Origin of the sequence: Vibrio sinus, assembly GCF_023634645.1 — a bacterium.
Taxonomy (GTDB): domain Bacteria; phylum Pseudomonadota; class Gammaproteobacteria; order Enterobacterales; family Vibrionaceae; genus Vibrio; species Vibrio sinus.
Window position 1 is genome coordinate 184,445 of sequence record NZ_JAMKMR010000003.1, and the last position, 21,035, is coordinate 205,479.

General features: G+C 42.7%; 19 protein-coding genes. 16 read left to right on the forward strand and 3 right to left on the reverse strand.

The genetic code is table 11. From position 1 onward, the window contains the following. Positions 1 to 37 precede the first annotated feature (37 nt). The gene (locus M9194_RS04750; protein WP_250611459.1) at positions 38 to 418 is read right to left on the reverse strand and encodes a hypothetical protein; all 381 of its coding nucleotides are present in this window, start codon (positions 416 to 418) and stop codon (positions 38 to 40) included. Between the two features lie 40 nt (positions 419 to 458). After that, complete coding sequence (locus M9194_RS04755; protein WP_250611461.1) at positions 459 to 1,784, reverse strand: hypothetical protein; 1,326 nt, start codon at positions 1,782 to 1,784, stop codon at positions 459 to 461. Between the two features lie 274 nt (positions 1,785 to 2,058). On the opposite strand from M9194_RS04755, the gene M9194_RS04760 reads away from it, so the two are divergent. From M9194_RS04760 to M9194_RS04770, 3 genes are all read left to right on the forward strand, one after another. Then, a complete protein-coding gene (locus M9194_RS04760) occupies positions 2,059 to 2,991 on the forward strand; it encodes a LysR family transcriptional regulator (protein WP_250611463.1) in 933 nt (310 codons plus the stop codon). A 58-nt stretch (positions 2,992 to 3,049) separates the two neighbouring features. After that, positions 3,050 to 3,346: a Dabb family protein gene (locus tag M9194_RS04765; RefSeq protein ID WP_250611465.1), complete on the forward strand. Its 297-nt coding sequence runs from the start codon at positions 3,050 to 3,052 to the stop codon at positions 3,344 to 3,346. 212 nt (positions 3,347 to 3,558) lie between these two features. Continuing rightward, positions 3,559 to 5,190 carry a sensor domain-containing diguanylate cyclase gene (locus M9194_RS04770; RefSeq protein ID WP_250611466.1) on the forward strand — a complete coding sequence of 544 codons (1,632 nt, stop codon included), beginning with the start codon at positions 3,559 to 3,561 and terminating at the stop codon, positions 5,188 to 5,190. Between the two features lie 66 nt (positions 5,191 to 5,256). Here the strand turns inward: M9194_RS04770 and M9194_RS04775 are convergent, their stop codons facing one another. Beyond that, entirely contained in the window at positions 5,257 to 6,702 is a 1,446-nt protein-coding gene (locus M9194_RS04775) for a sugar porter family MFS transporter (protein ID WP_250611468.1), read from the reverse strand. A gap of 498 nt (positions 6,703 to 7,200) precedes the next feature. On the opposite strand from M9194_RS04775, the gene iolE reads away from it, so the two are divergent. From iolE to M9194_RS04840, 13 genes are all read left to right on the forward strand, one after another. Beyond that, the gene (gene iolE, locus M9194_RS04780; RefSeq protein ID WP_250611470.1) at positions 7,201 to 8,094 is read left to right on the forward strand and encodes a myo-inosose-2 dehydratase; all 894 of its coding nucleotides are present in this window, start codon (positions 7,201 to 7,203) and stop codon (positions 8,092 to 8,094) included. A gap of 18 nt (positions 8,095 to 8,112) precedes the next feature. Then, entirely contained in the window at positions 8,113 to 9,984 is a 1,872-nt protein-coding gene (gene iolD / locus M9194_RS04785; RefSeq protein WP_250611472.1) for a 3D-(3,5/4)-trihydroxycyclohexane-1,2-dione acylhydrolase (decyclizing), read from the forward strand. Positions 9,985 to 10,044: 60 nt separating this feature from the next. After that, positions 10,045 to 11,220, forward strand: coding sequence for a Gfo/Idh/MocA family protein (locus M9194_RS04790; protein ID WP_250611474.1), 1,176 nt, complete (start codon positions 10,045 to 10,047; stop codon positions 11,218 to 11,220). Between the two features lie 11 nt (positions 11,221 to 11,231). Then, positions 11,232 to 12,233 (forward strand): 5-dehydro-2-deoxygluconokinase, encoded by a 1,002-nt coding sequence (gene iolC, locus M9194_RS04795; RefSeq protein ID WP_250611476.1) that lies wholly within the window; start codon positions 11,232 to 11,234, stop codon positions 12,231 to 12,233. 99 nt (positions 12,234 to 12,332) lie between these two features. Further along, positions 12,333 to 13,205, forward strand: a complete 873-nt coding sequence (locus M9194_RS04800; RefSeq protein ID WP_250611478.1) for a 5-deoxy-glucuronate isomerase — start codon at positions 12,333 to 12,335, stop codon at positions 13,203 to 13,205. Positions 13,206 to 13,216: 11 nt separating this feature from the next. Further along, positions 13,217 to 14,044 carry a class II fructose-bisphosphate aldolase gene (locus M9194_RS04805; RefSeq protein ID WP_250611480.1) on the forward strand — a complete coding sequence of 276 codons (828 nt, stop codon included), beginning with the start codon at positions 13,217 to 13,219 and terminating at the stop codon, positions 14,042 to 14,044. Between the two features lie 78 nt (positions 14,045 to 14,122). Next, complete coding sequence (locus tag M9194_RS04810; RefSeq protein ID WP_250611482.1) at positions 14,123 to 14,968, forward strand: MurR/RpiR family transcriptional regulator; 846 nt, start codon at positions 14,123 to 14,125, stop codon at positions 14,966 to 14,968. Positions 14,969 to 15,045: 77 nt separating this feature from the next. Beyond that, entirely contained in the window at positions 15,046 to 15,876 is an 831-nt protein-coding gene (locus M9194_RS04815; RefSeq protein WP_250611484.1) for a sugar phosphate isomerase/epimerase family protein, read from the forward strand. Between the two features lie 118 nt (positions 15,877 to 15,994). Beyond that, a complete protein-coding gene (gene iolB, locus M9194_RS04820) occupies positions 15,995 to 16,810 on the forward strand; it encodes a 5-deoxy-glucuronate isomerase (protein WP_250611486.1) in 816 nt (271 codons plus the stop codon). A gap of 18 nt (positions 16,811 to 16,828) precedes the next feature. Then, on the forward strand, positions 16,829 to 17,812 hold the full coding sequence (iolG, locus tag M9194_RS04825) for an inositol 2-dehydrogenase (protein ID WP_250611488.1): 984 nt from the start codon (positions 16,829 to 16,831) through the stop codon (positions 17,810 to 17,812). 136 nt (positions 17,813 to 17,948) lie between these two features. Next, the gene (locus M9194_RS04830; protein WP_250611490.1) at positions 17,949 to 18,728 is read left to right on the forward strand and encodes a substrate-binding periplasmic protein; all 780 of its coding nucleotides are present in this window, start codon (positions 17,949 to 17,951) and stop codon (positions 18,726 to 18,728) included. Between the two features lie 153 nt (positions 18,729 to 18,881). After that, a complete protein-coding gene (locus M9194_RS04835; RefSeq protein WP_250611492.1) occupies positions 18,882 to 19,802 on the forward strand; it encodes an alpha/beta fold hydrolase in 921 nt (306 codons plus the stop codon). A 455-nt stretch (positions 19,803 to 20,257) separates the two neighbouring features. Then, entirely contained in the window at positions 20,258 to 20,992 is a 735-nt protein-coding gene (locus M9194_RS04840) for a transporter substrate-binding domain-containing protein (protein ID WP_250611494.1), read from the forward strand. The last annotated feature ends 43 nt before the right edge of the window (positions 20,993 to 21,035 follow it).

The window sequence follows — 21,035 nt, forward strand, 5'->3', positions numbered from 1 at the left end:
CCCCCTGAATGTGCACTTTGGGTATAGTTTGCAATCTCTATTTTTGATATAAAGTGTGTTCTCTAAGTGTCAGATATTTAGTTAGTTTTATTAGGTTACTTTGAAACTTCATTGCCTCAACCTTGATAAGCTCACATCGAATTCTGGCGTTGTGCTTGTCTACATCACATTTTATCTGCTTTATAAAGCCATGATTAGGATGAAAAATATCCCCGATATCTCGCTCTACTTTCTTTACTTTTATACGAAGGTTTTGAATATCTTCTCTCATGCGAATTAGGTCTTCTTTGTATTCTAATTTACGTGCTAGAAGCTCATTTAATGCTCGGTTGATATCATCGAGAAATTGAATTTTAAATGTTTGGAATTTTAATTGTTTAGATACAGAGTAAATATTTTTGCAATGTTCTTCTGTCATATCAATTCCTTATATAATTAGGCACTCACTACTACTTAATCTATACTTTGCTTTTTTTAACAAACGTACCACTTCTTAAGTATCCAATTTCATATATTTGCTTACTAATAGTACTTAATGACTTTACAGCTGCTTTATCGACAATTAGTAATTTTTTCCCATTGGCTATAAAAGAGCTAATGAGTCTTTTTATGGTGTTTATATCTTGTTTGGCAACTGGAGTTTGACTTTGAATTTTTTTGAGCCACTCAAAAGTTAGGCCGTGATCAAGGCCCTTCAGTACATCTGGATTATTGATTATGTAAGTATCTTTAGTTGGATCTGACAACCTTAAAATTTCATATATGATATGTGCTTGAGATTTGGCGTTATCCATCGCAGTTGTGTTGAGTTGAAGCTCAGCAACAGCATCTGATTCAGGCATTCTCAGGAAAAACTTGATATCTCGGTAACCTGCTTTTGTTGCTCCAGAGTTGAACTTTTTGAGCTCTGAAGTTCCTGTATTATATCTATCTTTTAATGCTTTTTGATGATGCCTTATTGCTTGGAAAGCAGCATAATTGGCAATTTCTTGCTTAGCGAGGATCATCTCCTCTGAGGTGTTGAACAAAATTGTGGCTCGAGCACAATCCTTTAATTCCCCGACATTCGAGCTTCTTTCTCGTATAGTGACTTTTTGTAGGGCGCCACTGAAGCTTTTTGTGCCCTGGAATGCTCCTGGTGGGCTACATACTCTACCATTGAACTTTTGAGCAATGTCTTCGGCGAGAGTGAGGAGTTCAATCTGAGCCTCCATGAACTTTTTATAAAGAATAAACAGCTGCCTTGCTTTGAGCTTGACGTTACTCAACTGACTTCGACCTTGCAGGCTGAGCCCCTTCCAGTTGATTTTGTTATTTTGCATTAAACCGTTATTATCAATTTCATTCTGGATACTTTCATCTAGGTATTTTGTTAGTTTCAGGTCATTACTCAATACAGCTAGCATCCCTGTTAAAGCTTCTTTATTTTTTTTTGAGCCATTTGGTGCATGATAATTATAATAATTTGTTGCATTAGCCAATTTTTTTCGACTAATTAAGTTAAACCCTTGTGAAAGGTTCCCACCTAGGACTTCTATTTGTCGTAAGACTTTTGATTTGTTTTTCTTTACTTCGCTCTTCAGCTTTTCGTCATTCTTTGATGTTACAGATTGAACCGTTTCGCATACCACACTAGTATGCTTTTTCCTTTGTTGGTAGCCAGTTAAACTCTTATCTCCGGTATTTTTACTTGCTTTTTCAAAGGTAGGGATGTCTAGCGCGTCATGGATGATTTCAACTCCTTTCTCGTAACTTAAAGAAGCAGTATAATTTGGATTTGTCATATTATTTTGCCGCCTGTTTAGTTGTATTAAATAGTAATTATTAAATTAACAATATGATTGATATTGCTATTTAATTATTGATTTCTATATTTCAATAAAGTCAATTTGTTTTTTTTTAACTTATCAGTAATAGGTTTTCATAAACAGGAATAAGACATATTCCATTTTTTATTTTATAAATAAATAAAATACTCAATACGGAAAGTGCTGAAAGACAAACTGTCTTTTAATGTGCTATTGTTGTCGTGTATATAGTATTATTGATTATATAAATATGAATAAGCAGAATAAACCTCTTAGGACAAATAGTGTTAGGCTTGGTCAGTTACGAAGCTTTTTGTATAGTTACGAAACTTGTAGTTTTTCCAAAGCTGCAAAACTGATGGGTGTTTCACAATCCGCGATTACTAAAAACATCAAAAGTCTAGAAGACCATTTCAATGTAAAGTTGTTCCACAGAGATACGCGTAATTTTGAGTTAACTAAAGCGGCAAACAAACTATACCCTATAGTTCATGCACTTTGTTTTCAAAGTGATGCGCTTGACGAGTGCCTTAACGTCATTGATTGTGGAGATTATGGTGAGGTGCGTATTGGGTTTGATAGAGTGTTTGCCCCATATGGAAGCCAGCTTCTTACCAATTTGTTTTCTCAACAATTCCCGGAAATGAAAATATCGATTGTTGATGACCATATTTCCTTTCTACATCAGAAACTTCTCAAAGGTAAAATGGACTTTTATATCTACTATCATGGTGCTTGCAATTATGTCGATGAGGCAGAGCATTTGGTTGTGCAGCCTTTACTGGATCTTCAACCTCTCGCGGTTGTATCTCCAGAAGCAGAGTTTTTAAAGAATGAGGAGGCACTGGAGTGCTATAAATGGGTTTGTCCTAAAGTAGAAGGATATTTTTCAGATCATAACTTCTGGGAAAAATATCAGGAGATAAAAGACAAGGGCAACATCATGTATGAAATAGACAGTAACCATACTCGGATAGATCTCGCAGTCGAGGGTGTTGCTGCTACCATTTTGCCCTCCTTCACCGTGAAACAGCAGTTGGCGTCTGGAAAGTTAATACCGCTGCCTATCGAGTTAGACCCTATTCGGTTATCCGTCTTTTATTTAAAAACCAATCCCATTGAGAAAAAGTACAAGCTGATACTGGACAATTTTGTTAAACGATTCAATGATTTTTACACTTGATGTAATTTGGGTATGGTATCTTAATGCCTCAATTAAGTATCGCTGATGGAGTTAAGAGATGATACGCCACATATTGTTAATAAAATTTAAAGAGTCGGCTCAGCTTTTAGAAGTAGATAGACTCAAGTCATTGTTTTTGAGTATGCCTGACAAGGTATCAGGTGTAGAGTCCGTTGAGTGGGGAGAAAACGATAGCCCTGAAGATAAAAATCAAGGGTTTACACATTCCGTCTTAATGACCTTCAAAGATGATGATGGGCGAACCAATTATTTGTATCACCCCGAACATGAAGCGCTAAAAGAGGTATTTAGACCACTGCTAGACGATTTGGTGGTTCTAGATTATCGGGTGTAGGATATCGATGCCATTGAATCAGCAAACCGAATTTCAACTTATTGAGGCTATGCTAGTGCAAGCTAAGCAAGATGGTTCTCTGGATAGGATGCTAAGTCAATATAGAAAATAGTACAAAACTGTTGAATTCGTTCTATTTAATTTAGGTCTTTCTTGCGACGGAAGAGAACTTAACTATCCTGATAGTTATGTGAAACAAAACTCATAGCTTTATGAACAATAAAATCGTCATTGTCGCTGCGATTATTTTTATATCGGGTTGTCTACTTAGTTTACTCAGTTTTACGCTGTTAAAGTCGTCTGAGAAACAAGTGATATTTAAAGAGTTTGAACGGCAAATCAACACCTACAATGCCCATATGCATGAGGAGTTAGAAACCAGTTTTGAAGCCTTGTACGCACTCGGTGTACTTTTTCATAAGCCGCCACTTCCCAGTGAATCAGAGTTTCGAGAAGTAGCATCTTCAATTACCAATCGTCATCCTAGTATTCAAGCGCTTGAGTGGATTCCTGTGGTGGAAAAATCTGAGCGAGAGGAGTATGAATCGACAAAACGTAACTCATTCCCAAATTTTACCTTCACCTCGTTGAACTCAAAAGGAGAGCTAGAGGTTTCTCCAATTAGAGATATCTATTATCCAGTCTATTATGTTGAGCCATATATTGGTAATGAGCCAGCACTTGGCTATGATTTAGGTTCTAATCGAACTCGATTGGAAACGATTGAAAAATCCCGCGATACTGGCCGGCCGCAAGCAACTGCGAGCGTTACCTTAGTACAGGAAAAAGATCATCAAGCTGGCTTTTTATCCTTTATTCCCGTTTATAACCAAAAACATCAGACTATTGCTGATCGAAAAAGTGCAATTGAAGGGTTCGTCCTTGGTGTTTTTCGAGTTGGAGCGATTGCTTCTGAAGCTATACAGTATAACCCCGAGATTAATATCGAAATTTATGATATCACTCAGGCTGAACAACCAGTCAAGTTATATGACTCTCAAGCGAGTTTAAAGGAACATTTTTCTGCTTCAAGCTACTCTTATGTGAGTGGGGACATTGAGGTGTTAGGACGCCTTTGGGAGATTGTTGCGACCCCATCAGTAGAGTATATCCAGTCACGCAGCAAAGCTTATCCATATTGGCTGTTGCTAAGTGGCATCTCATTGTCGACCGTTATGACAATAATGATATTGTTTCTAGGTAGAGCGAACCAAATCATTAGTAACCAAGTAGAGAAAAAGACAAGAGAGCTATCTTCACTGAATCAATTGCTCAGAAATCAGTCAAATTTAGATGTGCTAACGGGGTTGGCGAACCGACGTTCATTCGATAATTCTTTTGAAGTGATGTGGAACAAGTCCATTGAAACGGGTCAGCCGATATCGCTTATCCTTATCGATATCGATGATTTCAAAAAATATAATGACTTATATGGTCACTTATGTGGGGATGAGTGTTTGAAGTCGGTCGCAGAAGGTCTCAGCTATGTTCCTCTAAAGGAGTCGGATGTGGTTGCGAGATTCGGTGGTGAGGAATTTGTCGTGTTGCTTGATAACTGTTCCAATCCAGTAGCAATTGCCAATCGATGCCATTCTGCGGTAGAGAAGCTGCAGAGTAGAAACATGGGCGAGAGTACCATGCCTATTGATAAAGTCACCGTGAGTATTGGTGTGGCGACAGTGGTGGCTAAGTCTGGGGTAAGCCCCATGTCTCTTTTTGAAAAAGCCGATCAGGCTTTGTATACCGCGAAAGGCGCGGGGAAAAATCAAACCTGCTTCGAAAGTGGCCAAAAAACGGCTAGTTTTAAAGTGGTAAAATCGGAACATCAATTAGAAAATTTGTGAGTGCAAACCTTGTCGGTTAACACTCACAACGTGCCCTTTTAAAGTCCAAACCTCTATGGAAACAGATTATGCTGACGCTTTGTTTGAGCGGCGTGAGCGTGAAGCACGGCCAAGCTTCTCTGCCATCACGTCTTGCATTTTCTCCAACGCCACTCCTTTTGTCTCGGGTACAAATTTAACGACGAAGTACATACAGATCATCGAAAGTGCCGCGAACAGCCAGAAACTAAAGCCACCATTAAAGTGTTCTTTTAAAAACGGGTTGTCGTTTAATATTGGGAAGGTTTGCGTCACGATAAACCCTGCGCACCATTGGGCCCCAACAGCGATGGCCATTGCCCTTGAGCGAATGCTATTAGGGAATATTTCAGAGATCATAGTCCAGCATGCGCAGCCCCATGACGTTGCATAAGACACCACGTACAGACATAAAGCAAACAGAGCGGAATATCCAGCGGACTGATTATAAAGCACAAAGCCCACATAGGTCATACTCAGAGCGCACCCAAGCGTTCCCCATTTCATTAACGGTAAACGCCCGACCTTATCAATGAGGTACATGCCCAATGCGTTGCCAAGGATAAACACAACCCCAATGAAAGTGGTCTGAAATAGTGCGTTTTGCGTACCGCCAACAATAGGCTTTAAAATCTCCGGTGTGTAGTACATGATAACGTTGATGCCGGTAAATTGCTGAGCCGCCGCAACAAAGGTTCCCACTGCAACGATGGATAACATGAGCGGTGACTTCATACTAACTTGGCTTTTCTTCGCTACTCTACTTGCCATCAGTGAGTCTTCTATTTCGGCAATGACATTTTCGGCATGTTGTCGATTGGAAATCTTCGTTAACACCGCTCTGGCTTGATCAAGTTTGCCTTTTAACACCAGCCAACGTGGTGATTCTGGGATGGTGAACAAGAGTACACCAAAAATCACTGCCGGTATGATTTCTGAACCTAGCATCCAGCGCCAGCCTAAGTCCTGTAGCCAGAGCTCCGTCATTCCTTTTGCTATCATATAGTTGACAAAAAATACCACGGTTTGTCCAACGACAACGGATTGTTGAAACATGCTAACAGCGCGTCCTCTAAATTCCCTTGGGGCGACTTCAGACATGTACATCGGTGACACCACAGCGGCAAGGCCCACACCAAGACCACCAACGATGCGCAAGAGGGTGTAAAACGTAAAACTGGTAGCAAGCGCAGATCCGACAGCGGAAATAGAAAAAAGAATGGCCGCAGCGAACAGAGTATTTCGGCGACCATATTTTAGTGAACACCAACCAGCACTGAGTGCGCCAATGATACTTCCGAGTACCACACTAGAGACCGCCCAACCTGTTTCCGCTGGTGATAGCGCAAAGTAAGAGGTGATTGGGCCGATCGCGCCTGATATTACGGCAGTATCGTAGCCAAATAATATGCCCCCTAGTGCGGCGACACAGCAAATTTTCACAATGTATGCAATGTTTCGTGGGGATTGTACCGTCGAGTTGTCCGATGACATGTGTAGTACTCCTTTATGGGGCCTGCTCTCGTTATTCTACGGTGGGTGAGAGCTAGGGTAGGGTTGGTTGTTGTGTTTTGGATAATGCATTTGCTTTCATTAACGGAGTGGATGTTAATGATAAATATTTTTCATAATTTTTCGATTCATCCTAGTTACTAGATTCGAACGCGACTAGTGTTAAATCTCACTTTTTTGTTTATTTGTTATCCTAGTCAAATAATGACAAATATTTTTCATTGTGCGATATTGTTACAAGTAATTGAAATATATGCATTTAAAAATAGTTTAAAAACTAAAAATTTTGACTAAACCCTTTATTTCAATAAGGACTCAGGCATTTTTTCATTTCTTTTTCAATACGCCGTAATGATGAAAAATATTTTTCATTTGTTGGAGTATTTCACTATAGTGATGCCATCGATATGGGCTTGGCGGTGCGAAAACGATCCACCGCCTCGGCTGGGATAAGACCCTTTTTAACGGCGGAGTATCAAAATGAGTAAAGTGCGATTTGGAATTAGCCCTCTAACATGGACCAATGATGATATGCCCGAGCTGGGTGGAGAAATCCCACTAGAAACGTGTTTAAGTGAGATGGCTGAAGCAGGTTTTACTGGCACTGAATTAGGTACTAAGTATCCAAGAGATCCAGACGTTCTTATTCCGCTGCTAGATAAGCATAACTTGGTGTTAGCATCAGGTTGGTATAGTGGAAATTTGATGACGCTTTCAGCACAAGAAGAAATACAAGCGATGCAACCTCACATTCGATTGCTGAAAGCAGCGAAATGTCAGGCGATGGTATATGGGGAAGTCAGTAATACCGTGCATGGAGACATTAATATTCCGACTTCTCAGCGCGTCATCTTGTCCATGGATGAATGGAAATCCTACGCTGCTAAGCTTTCTGAAGTCGCGAGTTATCTGTATCACGAGCATGATATCAAGCTGTCTTTCCACCACCATGTTGGCACCATTTGTGAGACGGAAGAGGACATCAACTTGCTTATGGAATTGACTGCACCTGAAGTGTTTCTAACGTTAGACACTGGCCACGTGACCTATGGCGGTGGTGACCCAGTCACCATGATTAAACGTTGGGGACATCGAATTGGTCATATGCATTTCAAAGACTTACGCCTAAATGTTATGGAAACGGCTCGTGCCGAAGACAAATCTTTCCTCAATGCCGTACTAGACGGAGTTTTCACTGTGCCTGGTACTGGTGATGTGAACTACGATGAAGTGTTTGCTGCGTTAAAAGAACGCGATTATGAAGGATGGTTGTTGGTTGAAGCAGAACAAGATCCAGCAAAAGCGAACCCGTTAGAATACGCAAAGATTGCTTATCAAAACATCACGCAATACGCGAACAAATATCAACTCTAATCGTCAGGGAAGAGAATCATGAAAACCATACGTCTTACCGTAGCTGAAGCGTTAGCCAAATATCTAGCGGCACAAATGATTAAAATTGATGGCCAAGTGGAGCAGTTATTTGGATGTGCTTTTGCAATATTTGGTCACGGTAATGTTACCTGTTTTGGCCAACAACTTAAGAATATTGAAGATAAAATTCCTACTTGGCGAGGCCAAAACGAGCAATCTATGGCGACGGCTGCTATTGCTTATGCCAAAGCCAATCAACGTCATCGAATTGGCATTGCTACCAGCTCTATAGGACCTGGAGCAACCAATATGGTCACAGCAGCAGGTATCGCGCACACCAATCGTTTACCCGTCTTGCTGATCTCGGGTGATTCGTATGTCAGCCGATTGCCAGATCCCGTGTTACAGCAACCTGAGAACTTTTACGACCCTTCCATCACCTGTAATGATGCCTTTAAACCTCTGACTCGTTATTGGGATAGAATTGTATCCCCGTCTCAGCTTATTCACACGCTGCCGCAAGCGATTGATACCATGCTCGACCCAGAAACGTGTGGTCCGGCATTTATTGGCTTACCGCAAGACATTCAAGGTGTTGCTTACGACTACCCAGAAAGCTTTTTTGTTGAAAAGATCCATCGAGTTCGCCGTCCTGAGCCAGAGCTTGCTGATTTACAAGAAGCAAAGGCGTTATTGATCAAGGCTAAAACGCCGCTCATTATTTCTGGTGGTGGGGTGCACTATTCCTTGGCAACAGATGAGTTGGCTCAGTTTGCGAAAAAACACAATATTCCAGTGGTTGAAACCATCGCGGGTCGCGCCACCATGTTGCAAGACAACCCCCTCAATGCTGGGCCCATCGGTGTAACAGGTTCGGACTCAGCCAACTACATGGCAGCCGAAGCCGATGTGGTCTTGGCGATTGGAACACGTTTGCAAGATTTCACCACAGGCTCTTGGAGCGTTTTCCGCAATGATGACATGAAGCTCATTTCGATGAATGTGGCTCGCTTTGACGCGGTGAAGCATCAAGCCTTAGCGGTGAAGTGCGACGCTCGTCAAGGTATATCGAAGCTTTCCTCATTGCTGGATGATTGGACAAGCAGCCCGGAGTGGGCCGAAAAGGCCAAGATCAGAGCGGATGAGTGGAAGCAAGTCGTACACAAGCGTACTCATCCAAAAGAGGGAGATCTGTTGCCTGGTTTGTCGTCTTATGCTCAAGTCATTGGCAAGGTAAACGCCAAGATGCAGCCCGGTGATACTGTGGTTACTGCGGCAGGGGGATTGCCTGCGGAATTGGCCATGAACTGGCAAAGTTATCAAATTGGTAAGTTCGATATTGAGTTTGGTTTTTCTTGTATGGGCTATGAGATTGCAGGCGGATGGGGCGCAAAAGTGGCTAACCCTAATAACGATGTCGTGGTTTTAGTCGGTGACGGTTCATACTTAATGCAAAACTCTGATATCTACTCTTCCGTTTTAACTGGCCATAAGATGATCGTGGTCGTGTGTGATAACGGTGGTTTTGCGGTTATCAACAAACTTCAGAACAACACTGGCAATACTTCATTTAACAACCTTCTAGAAGATTGCCGCCGTCCTGATGGTGAACTGGCTCGTGTGGATTTTGCCAAACACGCCGAGGCTCAAGGAGCGTTAAGCGAAAAACTCATTTCCATTGATCAGTTTGAAGAGGCCTTCCAACGAGCGAAAGAAGCGGACAGAACCTACGTTATTGTTGTCGATATTGATCCGGTATCTCCAGCAACTTGGTCTACCTGTGATTGTTGGTGGGAGGTAGGGCTACCGGAAGTCACCCGTGATGATAAAACGGCGCAAGCTGTTGCAGCATGGGAAGAGGGGCGCGTCAACCAACGTCGTGGTGTTTAGAACCAGTATTAAGTCTGATTGTACAGCTTAATTTGGCGTTAAATTTATTCGAGGTGAAGTATGTTTAATGAAGAAAGACGTTTTGAACAGCCGATTCGTTGGGCGATGGTAGGCGGTGGCCGAGGTAGCCAGATCGGTTATTCGCATCGCAGTGCGGCACAAAGAGATAATTTATTTCAATTGGTTGCAGGTGCATTTGATCTAGACTCGGAGCGCTGTAAAGACTTCGGCACCAATATCGGAGTCGATGCCGATCGCTGTTATTCTGATTACAAAGAGATGTTTCGCAAAGAATCTCAAAGAGAAGATGGGATTCAAGCGGTCTCAGTGGCAACGCCGAACTCTACCCACTTTGAAATTTGTAAAGCGGCATTAGAATCCAATTTGCATGTCATTTGTGAAAAACCGATCACCTTTACTACCGAGCAGGCCATTGAGTTAAAAACGTTGTCTGAGCAGCGCAATCACGTGTTGGGCGTGATGTACGGTTACACAGGCTTTCCTATGATTCAGCAAGCTCGAGAGATGGTCGAGCGAGGTGATTTGGGCGAAATTAGAGTGGTGAACATGACGTTTGCCCATGGTTTTCACAACGTCGAGCACGAAAAAAATGAACCTGGCTTGAAGTGGCGAGTGAGCCCTGAGGTGTCTGGGCCAACTTATGTATTAGGTGATTTGGGGACACACGCCTACTACTTGTGCGAGCTCATTACCGGACTTGAGGTCAAACGCCTCTCTTGTATGCGGCAAAGCTTTATCCCCTCTCGCGCACCGCTAGAAGACAATGCTCATGTCATGATGGAGTTTGAATCTGGCGCTGTTGGTACTTTATGGGCATCTGCTGTCAACGCTGGTGCTATGCATCAGCAAAAGATCCGTATAGTGGGAGAAAAAGCCTCCATCGAGTGGTGGGATGAACACCCAAATCAACTGAAGTATGAAGTTCAGGGAGAGGCACCACGTTTACTTGATAGAGCAATGGACTATTTATACAACGACTCAGAAGGAGTGTCGTCAAATCGAATCGGTGGCGGGCACGCTGAAGGGTATTTTGAGTCCTGGGCGAATTTGTACCATCGCTTTGCGTTGGCTTTCCAAGCCGCAGATCAAGATGATCAAGAAACGCTGTCGAAATTGTGGTACCCAGACGTCAACGCAGGTATTGAAGGCGTACGGCTATGTGAAAAATGTGCAGAGTCGGCAGACCAAGATGCGGCTTGGGTAAATTTCAAATAGGGGTCAACATAATGACACAGATATTGTTTGAGCCAGAGCGCCGACTGGATGCCATTGTTTTAGGGCGAGCTGGTGTGGATCTTTATGCCCAAGAACACAACACCGATATGGGAGATGTATCTGGCTTTAATAAGTTTGTTGGTGGCTCTGCCGCCAACATCGCTGTGGCGATCAGTAAGCTAGGTGGCCAAGTCGGATTTATCGGTTGTGTTTCTGATGATAGCTTTGGTGATTACGTAAAGCATTATATGACACAACAAGGCATTAATCTCGATGGGATGAAAACGGATGCATCTGGCTCTAGGACTTCAGTCGCATTTACGGAGATGAAAGCGTCGGATTGTGATGTTCTTATCTATAGAAATAATGCCTCCGATCTGCTCATTCAGACTGAAGACATTGACCCGCAATACATCAAGCTGGCGAAGAGCCTTATTGTCACAGGTACGGCTTTAGCCAAAAGCCCAAGCCGTGAAGCGACTTTGCTGGCGATGCAATATGCGCGTCAATGTGGCACGAAAGTCGTATTAGATGTGGATTATCGCCCTTATTCTTGGCGCACGGACGTAGATGCAGCGCTTTATTATGGTATCGCGGCTGGGCTGGCGGACATCGTGATTGGTAATCGTGAAGAATTCGACATGATGGAAACTGTCGTCGCCTCAGGTAACACGGATGATGAGTTAACCGCGAAACGCTTTCTCACCGGACCGACTCAAGTGGTGGTGATAAAAGCGGGCGAGTTAGGCTCTAAGGTATATCGCTCTGATGGAACACATTTATCTCAAGGCATTTTCCCTGTCGAAGCGGCTAAACCTTTCGGCTCAGGAGATTCGTTTGCGGGAGCGTTTATCTGGACACTAGTGAATGGAGGCACATTGGAAAGCGCGACGAAGAACGGATCTGCGGCGGCTGCCATCAATGTGAGTGGCCAAAGTTGCACTGAAGCCATGCCGACAAAAGAGCAGCTTTTTGATTTTATCGAGTCAAGAAGGGGTTGTGAGAAAAGCTGAATTTTCAATTTGCCGAGCTTGTAAAGTGAACGTTGTTATCTTTGCTCTCCATCGTGGCTCGGCTTTCTTTTTTGTTGATACCGAAAGTGAGATAAGGCAATGGGAAAACATATTGCGCCATTTGATAACCAAAACAAAGCCATCATTGATGTAGACGATGATACGACACCGCTGTGCTATTTCAACCAAGTCAAACTAACCCAAGGTGAAACCTTTACCTACTCGCTGGAAGGTTATGAAACCGCCATCGTTTTGGCGAGTGGTACATGCAGTATTAGTGTTTTGGATGAGCATGATGTTGAAACAACGTTTGACAACATTGGTCAGAGAACGTCGGTTTGGGAGGGTGAGCCTGAATCAGTGTATGTCCCTGTATATATGAAAGCGAAAATAGAATGTGTCAGTGACAGTGCCGATATCATGATCGCAGGGGGCAAGTTTGATCAAACACTTGAGCCATTTTGTGTAAGGCAAAGCGATGTCGATATCGTCCAATATGGATCGGATGAAACCAAAACACATCGTAAAATTAAGCATGTTCTAGGACAAAAAAATGCCGATCAACGAGGTCGTTTATTGGTGAGTGAATTGTTTACGGTCGGGGCAGGAGGGTGGTCAGGTTTTCCTCCACACAAACACGATGAAGATCGTATTAAGGAAGACGGCAGTCAAGAAACACTTTACGAAGAGGTTTACCAATTTCGCTTTAACCCTGGCTTTGGCTTTGGTGCACAATTCCTCTATGAACACGAGGACGATTGCGGACCAGTTTACCACGTTAAAACAGGCTCAGTGATTGCGATAGACAAAGGCTATCATCCGAGTGTCGCAGCACCTGGGTATGAGATGTACTACTTCACCATTATTGTCGGCAAAACGTCTAAGTCGCTGATTCAGCACTTTGATCCTCATCATGAGCATCAAGTACACACCATTCCAGGCATAAAAGACATGATTTCTAAGTTTAAGTAAGGACTCTTAATATGTTAGTTAACCTTAATGAGTTGCTTCCTGAAGCGGCTAGCAGTGACTATGCGATTCCCTGTTTTAACGTATTTGGTTACGAAGACGCAAGCGCAGTGGTGAGAGCTGCTGAGCAGCTAAACCGCTCGGTCATATTAGCGTGTAATAAGGATGTGGTTGATTTCTACGGCGTGGAAACAGCGGCTTCAATCTTTCTCAACCTAGCGAAAAACAGCCAAGTTCCCGTTTGTTTGCATTTGGACCATACCTACGAGGAAGACATTGTCTACCAAGCATTAAAATCGGGGTTCAGCTCGGTGATGTTTGATGGTTCTCAGTTATCCATTGAGGAAAATATACGTCGAACTCGCCAAGTAGCAAAAGTGGCACATGCATTAGGTGCTTCAGTTGAGGGAGAAGTGGGTTCGGTGCCCTATACAGAAGGGCGGGATCATATTAAGTCCATTTATAGCTCTCCTGAGGATGTATTAAAGTTTTCACAAGAAAGTGAAGCTGATTGTGTTGCCATATCTATTGGCAATATTCACCGATTGCAAACACCGACTTGTGAAATTGATTTTGGTTTACTTGATCAGATAGCCAGCCAGAACACGGTGCCACTGGTGATTCACGGCACAACGGGCATCGCTGAAACGGATATTAAGAAACTGAAATCCAGCCGTATTGCTAAATTTAATATAGGTACCTGTTTAAGGCAGGCATTTGGTAACGGGCTTAGAGAGGCGTTAAATTCTGAGCCAGACAAATTTGACCGTTTGTACTTTATGCAAAAAGTACTACCCAGAGTGGAGTCTGAAGTAATCCGTAACTTCGAGATGTTGTCTTAAGGTTTTAGTAGAATAGGGCTCAGCTGGGGTAAGTCCCCGAGATTGATTTTTGAAAGTTTATTTAAGGACACCAAAGGCATGACGGTAGAGAGTAGCGATGTAGGTATGGTTCCCAGTGATCTGGATACTCTACGTGAGCAAGTAGTCCAAAGTTATGATGGTCTTAGTCTTCGCTTGCAGCAAGTCGCCGATTTTGTCATGGCACAACCTATGCTCGTAGCGGTTGAGACCATGGCCACCATTGCCGAGCAAGCAAATGTACCACTATCAACATTAAGCCGCTTTTCTAACGCAATGGGCTTTTCTGGTTTCAGTCAAATGCAGGCGCTATTTCGCGATCAGTATTTGAATCGTCCTCGCGACTACAAAGAGCGCGTGCGTCAAGCAAGAGAGAATGACCTGCTAGACTCGGAATCACCCGCAGCGATTTTTCATGACTTTGGCCAGGCCAATATGGATGCGATGGAGCGAATGCACGTTGATGTTTCAGAGCAGAAACTAGAAAAAGCGGTTTCGTTATTGGATAACGCTAATACCATTTATATCCAAGGGATGAGACGTGCTTATCCTGTGGCTTTCTATCTTTGGTATGCGTTGATGAAGTCAGACAACAATGTCGTGTTGGTAGACGATCATGGTGGTATGTTAAAGCCGCTTACTAAGCGCATGAACAGCAACGATGTGCTGCTTTGCGTGACGTTTAATCCATATGCGCCAGAGACCAGCACTTTGGTTGACCAAGCTTATTCCAAACAAGTGCCGATTGTCGCGATAACCGACAATCAATTAACAGAAAATGGCAGCAAATACAGCGTTTGCTTTGAAGTGAACGAAGGAGAGGTGATGGGCTTCCGCTCTTTGAGCTGCTCTATGTATCTGGCACAAACTTTGGCTGTTAGTCTGATGTGCAGAGACATCACTTAATCGACCATACTGCCTCAATACTCATGACATTGATAGGTTGAGGCGTTCTTTCCTCTCACAAGAAAAAGGAAGTAACGATGCCTTTTGCACTGCACGGCATGTGTTCGCTACACAGCAATATCGCCACGGATGTTCACTTAGCAAGTCTTGCTGGCTATCAAGGTTTAGAAATTCATACCGAAAAATTGTGGCGGTACATTGACGCGGGCTTTACCGCTGAAGAGCTGAAACTCAAGTTAGAACAACACAACATCGTCCCTAGCGCCATTGATATTATCGGCGGTGTAGAAGCACCAGATAAAGCGTCTCAGGCGAAATTGTGGCAGCAAACGCAAGTACTGTGTGAGTTTGCCAAGGTCATTGGTGCACCGACTATCCAGCTCAATGCATTTGAAGGCCTGAACGGGCTCGATTTGCAACGCAATATTGAGTTAACTGCGAAAAACATACGTTCTATTGCCGATATTGGCCGAGATTTCGATATACGCTTCCAATATGAAGGTGCTGCATGGACGCCGATTGCGAGTTTAGATTCGTATTTCCGGTTGTATGACTCGGTTTGCAGGGATAATTTTGGATTTGTCTTGGATACCTGGCATCTCTGGGCGAGTCGCGGCGCAACACCAGAAGAGTTAAGCAAAGTCAGCGAAGATCTTATTTATAATGTTCATATCTCAGACGGGAAGCGCCCCGAAATCAATGCAAATTGGCCTGATGAAAGGGAACTTAGGGGCTATCTTCCTGGCGAGGGTGATATACCGCTAACAGAGTATGTCAGTGCGATTCAGTCAACAGGGTACGATGGTTTTTACTCCGGTGAGTTTCTGAACGACCAGCTTTGGGAAGGGGATTATTTTGAGCTAGCGGGTGTAATGCTGCAGCAGATGAGATCGTTGGTAAATCACTAGGGTGTTCAGAACTGTTACCTAATGCACGTTCTTGCAAACTAGCAAAAATAACGAATGAAATAAAAATTCCCAGATAGTAAGTTACTGGAATAAATATTTCATTTTGTGAGGTCTCCTTGTGTCCCATTTGCTTTCTAAATACCCACATAACAGCACAGAACTAGTCAAGCATGAAGTCACGCCAAAGTCCGCGGGCTGGAACTATGTTGGTTTTAAGCTCATTGAACTGACCATTGGTGAGTCTATTGAAATATCAAAGTCCAGTAATGAGCGTTGTTTGGTACTGGTTTCAGGAAAGGCGACGATATCTGCAGGGAGCAAGGTGTTTGAAAATATCGGTGATCGTATGTCACCGTTTGAAAAGACTAAACCCTTTGCGGTATATGTTGCACCTAACGAGCCAATAAAGGTGGTGGCAAATACCGAATTGGAGCTCGCTGTGTGTGAAGCGCCTGGGAAAAATAATCATGCCACGCGTCTAATTTCCCCAGATGATATTGACGCCGAGCACCGGGGAACAGGGCAAAATAAACGTTATGTGCACAATATATTACCCGACTATAAGGAGGCGGATAGCTTACTTGTTGTTGAAGTGTATACGGATGAGGGTTGTAGCAGCTCCTACCCTAGTCACAAGCACGACCAAGATGCAGAGCCAAACGAAACCTATCTTGAAGAAACTTATTACCATCGATTAAACCCAGATCAAGGCTTTTGCATGCAAAGAGTCTACACCGATGACAGAGAGCTCGACGAATGTATGGCGGTGTATGACAAAGATGTCGTGATGGTGCCAAAAGGTTATCACCCGGTGGCGACTCTCGCAGGCTATGACAATTATTATCTCAATGTCATGGCTGGTCCAACGCGGAAGTGGTTGTTCACCTGGGAAAAAGATCATGCTTGGGTTAATTCTGAGGCCTATAAAAATTAAAAAGATAAGGATTATAGAATGTTTAATATAGCGTTAATTGGTGCAGGCCGTATTGGCCAAGTTCATGCAAAAAATATAGCTAATCATGAATCAACTCGATTGCTGTCTGTCGTTGAGCCGTATGATGTCAACGCAGATCTAATTTGCCAACAATATGGTGCAAATAGGCAAAGCTTAGAGCAAGTAATGCAAGACCAAAATATTGATGCAGTCTGTATTTGTTCAGCCACCAATACCCATGCAGAAATCATTGAGTTGGCGGCAAAAGCTGGTAAAGCCATTTTCTGTGAAAAGCCTGTCGATCTAGACTTAAGCCGCGTACGAGACTGCTTATCTATAGTAAAAAAATACGATGCGCCGCTTCTAATGGGGTTTAATCGTCGATTTGATCCGCAATTTTCCTCCCTTAAACGACAGTTTGATCAAGGTAAAATAGGTCGAGCATCCACACTATCCATTATTTCTCGAGATCCTGAGCCGCCAAGTGCTGAGTACGTCAAAGTTTCAGGTGGCATGTTCAGAGATATGTCTATCCATGATTTTGACATGGCAAGATTTATTTTGGGGGAAGATCCTGTGTCTGTGTATGCCACTGGTGGGTGCATGGTTGACCCAGAGATTGGCAAAGCGGGAGATATTGATACTGCTGTTGTGGTGATGCATTTTCCGTCTGGGGCGATAGCAACCATTCAAAATAGTCGACGATCAGGCTACGGCTATGATCAACGTATTGAACTGCACGGTGATACAGGCTCACTTCAGGTGACAAACAGGAATGAGAATCATGTTGTTCATCTCGCGGGTGAAGGAGTGGTATCGGCTAAACCCATGCACTTTTTCTTGGAAAGATATAAGGATGCCTATGTCGCTGAGTGGCAGCATTTCGTCGATATTTTACATGGTCAGGACTCAAATTGTTCTGGTGTTGATGGAGAAATGGCACTAAGGATTGCGGATGCGGCGCTCGAGTCTTTAAACACTGGGCTATGCGTGAAATTGTAGGACGGCTTAATTGATGAGGCCTTGGGGCCTCTTCATAGTCTAGGAACAATAATCATCCGTGGAGAATATTACGTTATTCTAATTTGGAATCATCGACTAGAATTTACTCAATGGGTCACTCCTAGAGTATTGTTGCATGAAACCTTTTTATATCTTCTTCCTATTTCTGTGTTTTCCTCTGCTTGCCGAACCTCTTAAGATTTATACCATCAATGAGCCACCACTTAATATCGTGAAAGGAAAAACTAAGGAGGGCATTGCTGTTGATGTGGTTAACGAAATTATTAAGCGGAACAATTTGCATGCGCAAATAGAGTACCGACCTTGGCCTCGTGCCTATCAAGATCTACTGAATGACAAAAATGTAGTGCTTTTCTCTATTAGTAAGACAAAGAGCCGAGAAAACCTATTTAAATGGGTAGGACCTATCGCACAAAAGAACATGGTTTTGTATGCAAGAAAAAACGCTGAAATTGATATTCAGTCGCTTCAAGAAGCGAAACAAGTTCCTTCTATTCTAGCGATGACATCTGATTCAAAGTCTCAATATTTAGTCAATAATGGGTTTAAAAATATAGTGAACTTGCCTACGTGGAAGCAAGCAGTATTAATGCTTGCGAAAAAAAGAGGTACTCTGCTTACTCAATCAGATATTGACTTCCCAGTACTTTTAAAAGAAGTCAATTTGAATCCCTCAGATTTTGAGCCTGTTTTCACTTTATTTAGTTCACAAACTTATATCGGGTTTTCTGACGAGACACCTGATGAGATTGTTAATCAGTGGCAAAGGACGCTGCAAGAAATTAAAGATGACGGAACGTTCAATCAAATCGTCGAAAAGTGGGCTAAGTATTACAATGCGCCACAGTGGAAAGTAAAACAGGGAATGCTTGTATCGCTGCAACCTGAAAAGTGATGAATGTCATTGGGCCTAGTTCTACTTAACGCTGAACTAATTACTAATAATATTTCTATTGTCTTAGCATATTTTATACCTTTTTGGTGAAGCTTGTAATTGATTGATCTATATTGAATCTCCACGTGTTCAAGGATGTCACAAGGAAGAAAAATGAAATGGAGAGTCGTATTCGCTACGCTTGGGTTGCTATTAGTCGTCACCGCTACGGCTTATATTGTTACCAATCCTGGATCTCAATCAGTTGGTAACCCTTCTAAAGCTGCTATCGAAGGTAACATGGTTACTCTTTCTGATGGTAATACTTACTATCGTTTTAAAGGACCAGAGAATGGCGAACTTGTCGTACTCGTTCATGGAGGGACTATTCCTCATTGGGCTTGGGATAAGCAGGTCGAAGCCCTTGTTGGAGATGGGTTTCGTGTACTGAGTTACGACAAATATGGGCGTGGCTACTCCGACCGCCCTGATATTGAGTACAGCCAAGATCTGTATTATCGCCAGTTACGCGAACTGGTTGATAAATTAGCCATATCCAAACCTTTTCATTTGGCTGGCGTGTCTCTTGGGGCCGGTACAGCGGTGAATTTTGCTGCTCGTCACCCAAACAGAGTCAACAAGTTCATTGTAATTTCCCCTGTCGTTTATCAATATCCTGTGCCGACTGTGTTTAAGATTCCCCTTGTGGGAGAGATCGTAGCTCGCTTCGCGGGAATCAATACGTTGGTTGATAGATTTACAGATTTATATGGAAAAAGCCCTCAGTTTGAACATTACCTAGGCTTATATAAAGAACAGTTATTTTCTCCAGGTTTTCAACAGTCTATGTTATCCATGCTCAGAAGCGATGCGCTTGGCGATTATCGTTCAGCTTATGACAGTGTGGCGAGAAGTCATAGAGAATCGTTGCTGATATGGGGGCAAGCAGATACGGAAATAAGCAAAGGCATGATCGACGAAATTCGTAGCAGAATGCCTGACGCCAAATTTGTGGCAATAGACAATGCGGGGCACGGCGCTTTATTTCAACAAGCTGACAAAATTAATAGTTATCTACTGGAGTTTCTTAGATAGAAAATTTGTTTAAATTCTGAACGTTAGATCCGTTTAAAACGACTAATATCTCATTTCATTTACTCGTGGTTTGACCTGCATTTTCCTAAGTATGTAGGATGTTGCATGCACAATTTTAGTGTAGGGCTTTAGCCCGAACGTCAGTTTAAAACAGGAGTAGAATGATGTGGAAAAATGGAACCACGAAAAGCACTCAAATCGGCTTTATTAATTATAATAATCAAAAAAATCATGGCACGCGCGCTGGTGCTGGTTTAGAACATGACTCAATTACCTATAAGCTAAAATGCTTACATCAGGATTGCGGCCATGTTTATGGAGCATGTGGTAGTGACATCTTCCATTGCAAATGTCCTCGATGCCAAGGTGGAGAGCCCGGCATAATGTTCTGAGCGTAATTTCCCTCTGAATTCGTCTACACTAGGTATAGGTGAGTTCAGAGGGGCGAAACAAGGATGAAGCGCCATAACAACTTCTATTTTACTCTGCTGTTTCTATGTTCGACCCAGGCTTATGCAAACAGTCATTGTGAAAGTAAAATAACCCTACTTTATCACGAGCGTATTCCTTACGTAGTGAATCAAAATGGAGCTGTAATAGGATTGACGGCAACGCCTGCATCCAAGGCTTTTCGGCAATCTGAAGTAGATATTGAGTGGCAGAAAACACCAGTCAAGCGCCAACTCATGATGATAAAAAACAATCATGATTGTCTTTGCACCATTGGATGGTTTAAAAATCCCGAAAGAGAACAGTACTCCAGGTATAGCCAGCCTATCTATCAAGATAAGCCTCAAGTTGCCATTACTTCAGCCAACAATCAATTGCTAGTCTCTGGGCGTCCATTACGTGAAGTGCTGCAACAACAAGAGCTTTCTATATTGATGAAAGATGGCTATTCGTATGGCAAATTTATAGATGAGCAAGTAGAAAAATATCAACCGACTACTTACAAAGTGTTGTACGAAAACTTAAAAATGTTGTCATTGATCTATCATCAAAGATACGACTATTTTTTTATCGCACCGGAAGAAGTCGATTCGTTAGTTGAGGAATCTAAGTTTAATCGCTCTGACTTTAACGTCATTGAGTTCAATGATATGCCTGAAGGTGAGAAACGTTATATTCTGTGCAGCAAACAGGTTCCTGAAAGCGTCATTCATCGTTTGAATAACCATATTGACGAATAACCAAATTAGGTTGAGGCTTACGGAGAAAGGCAGCGGAAAATGT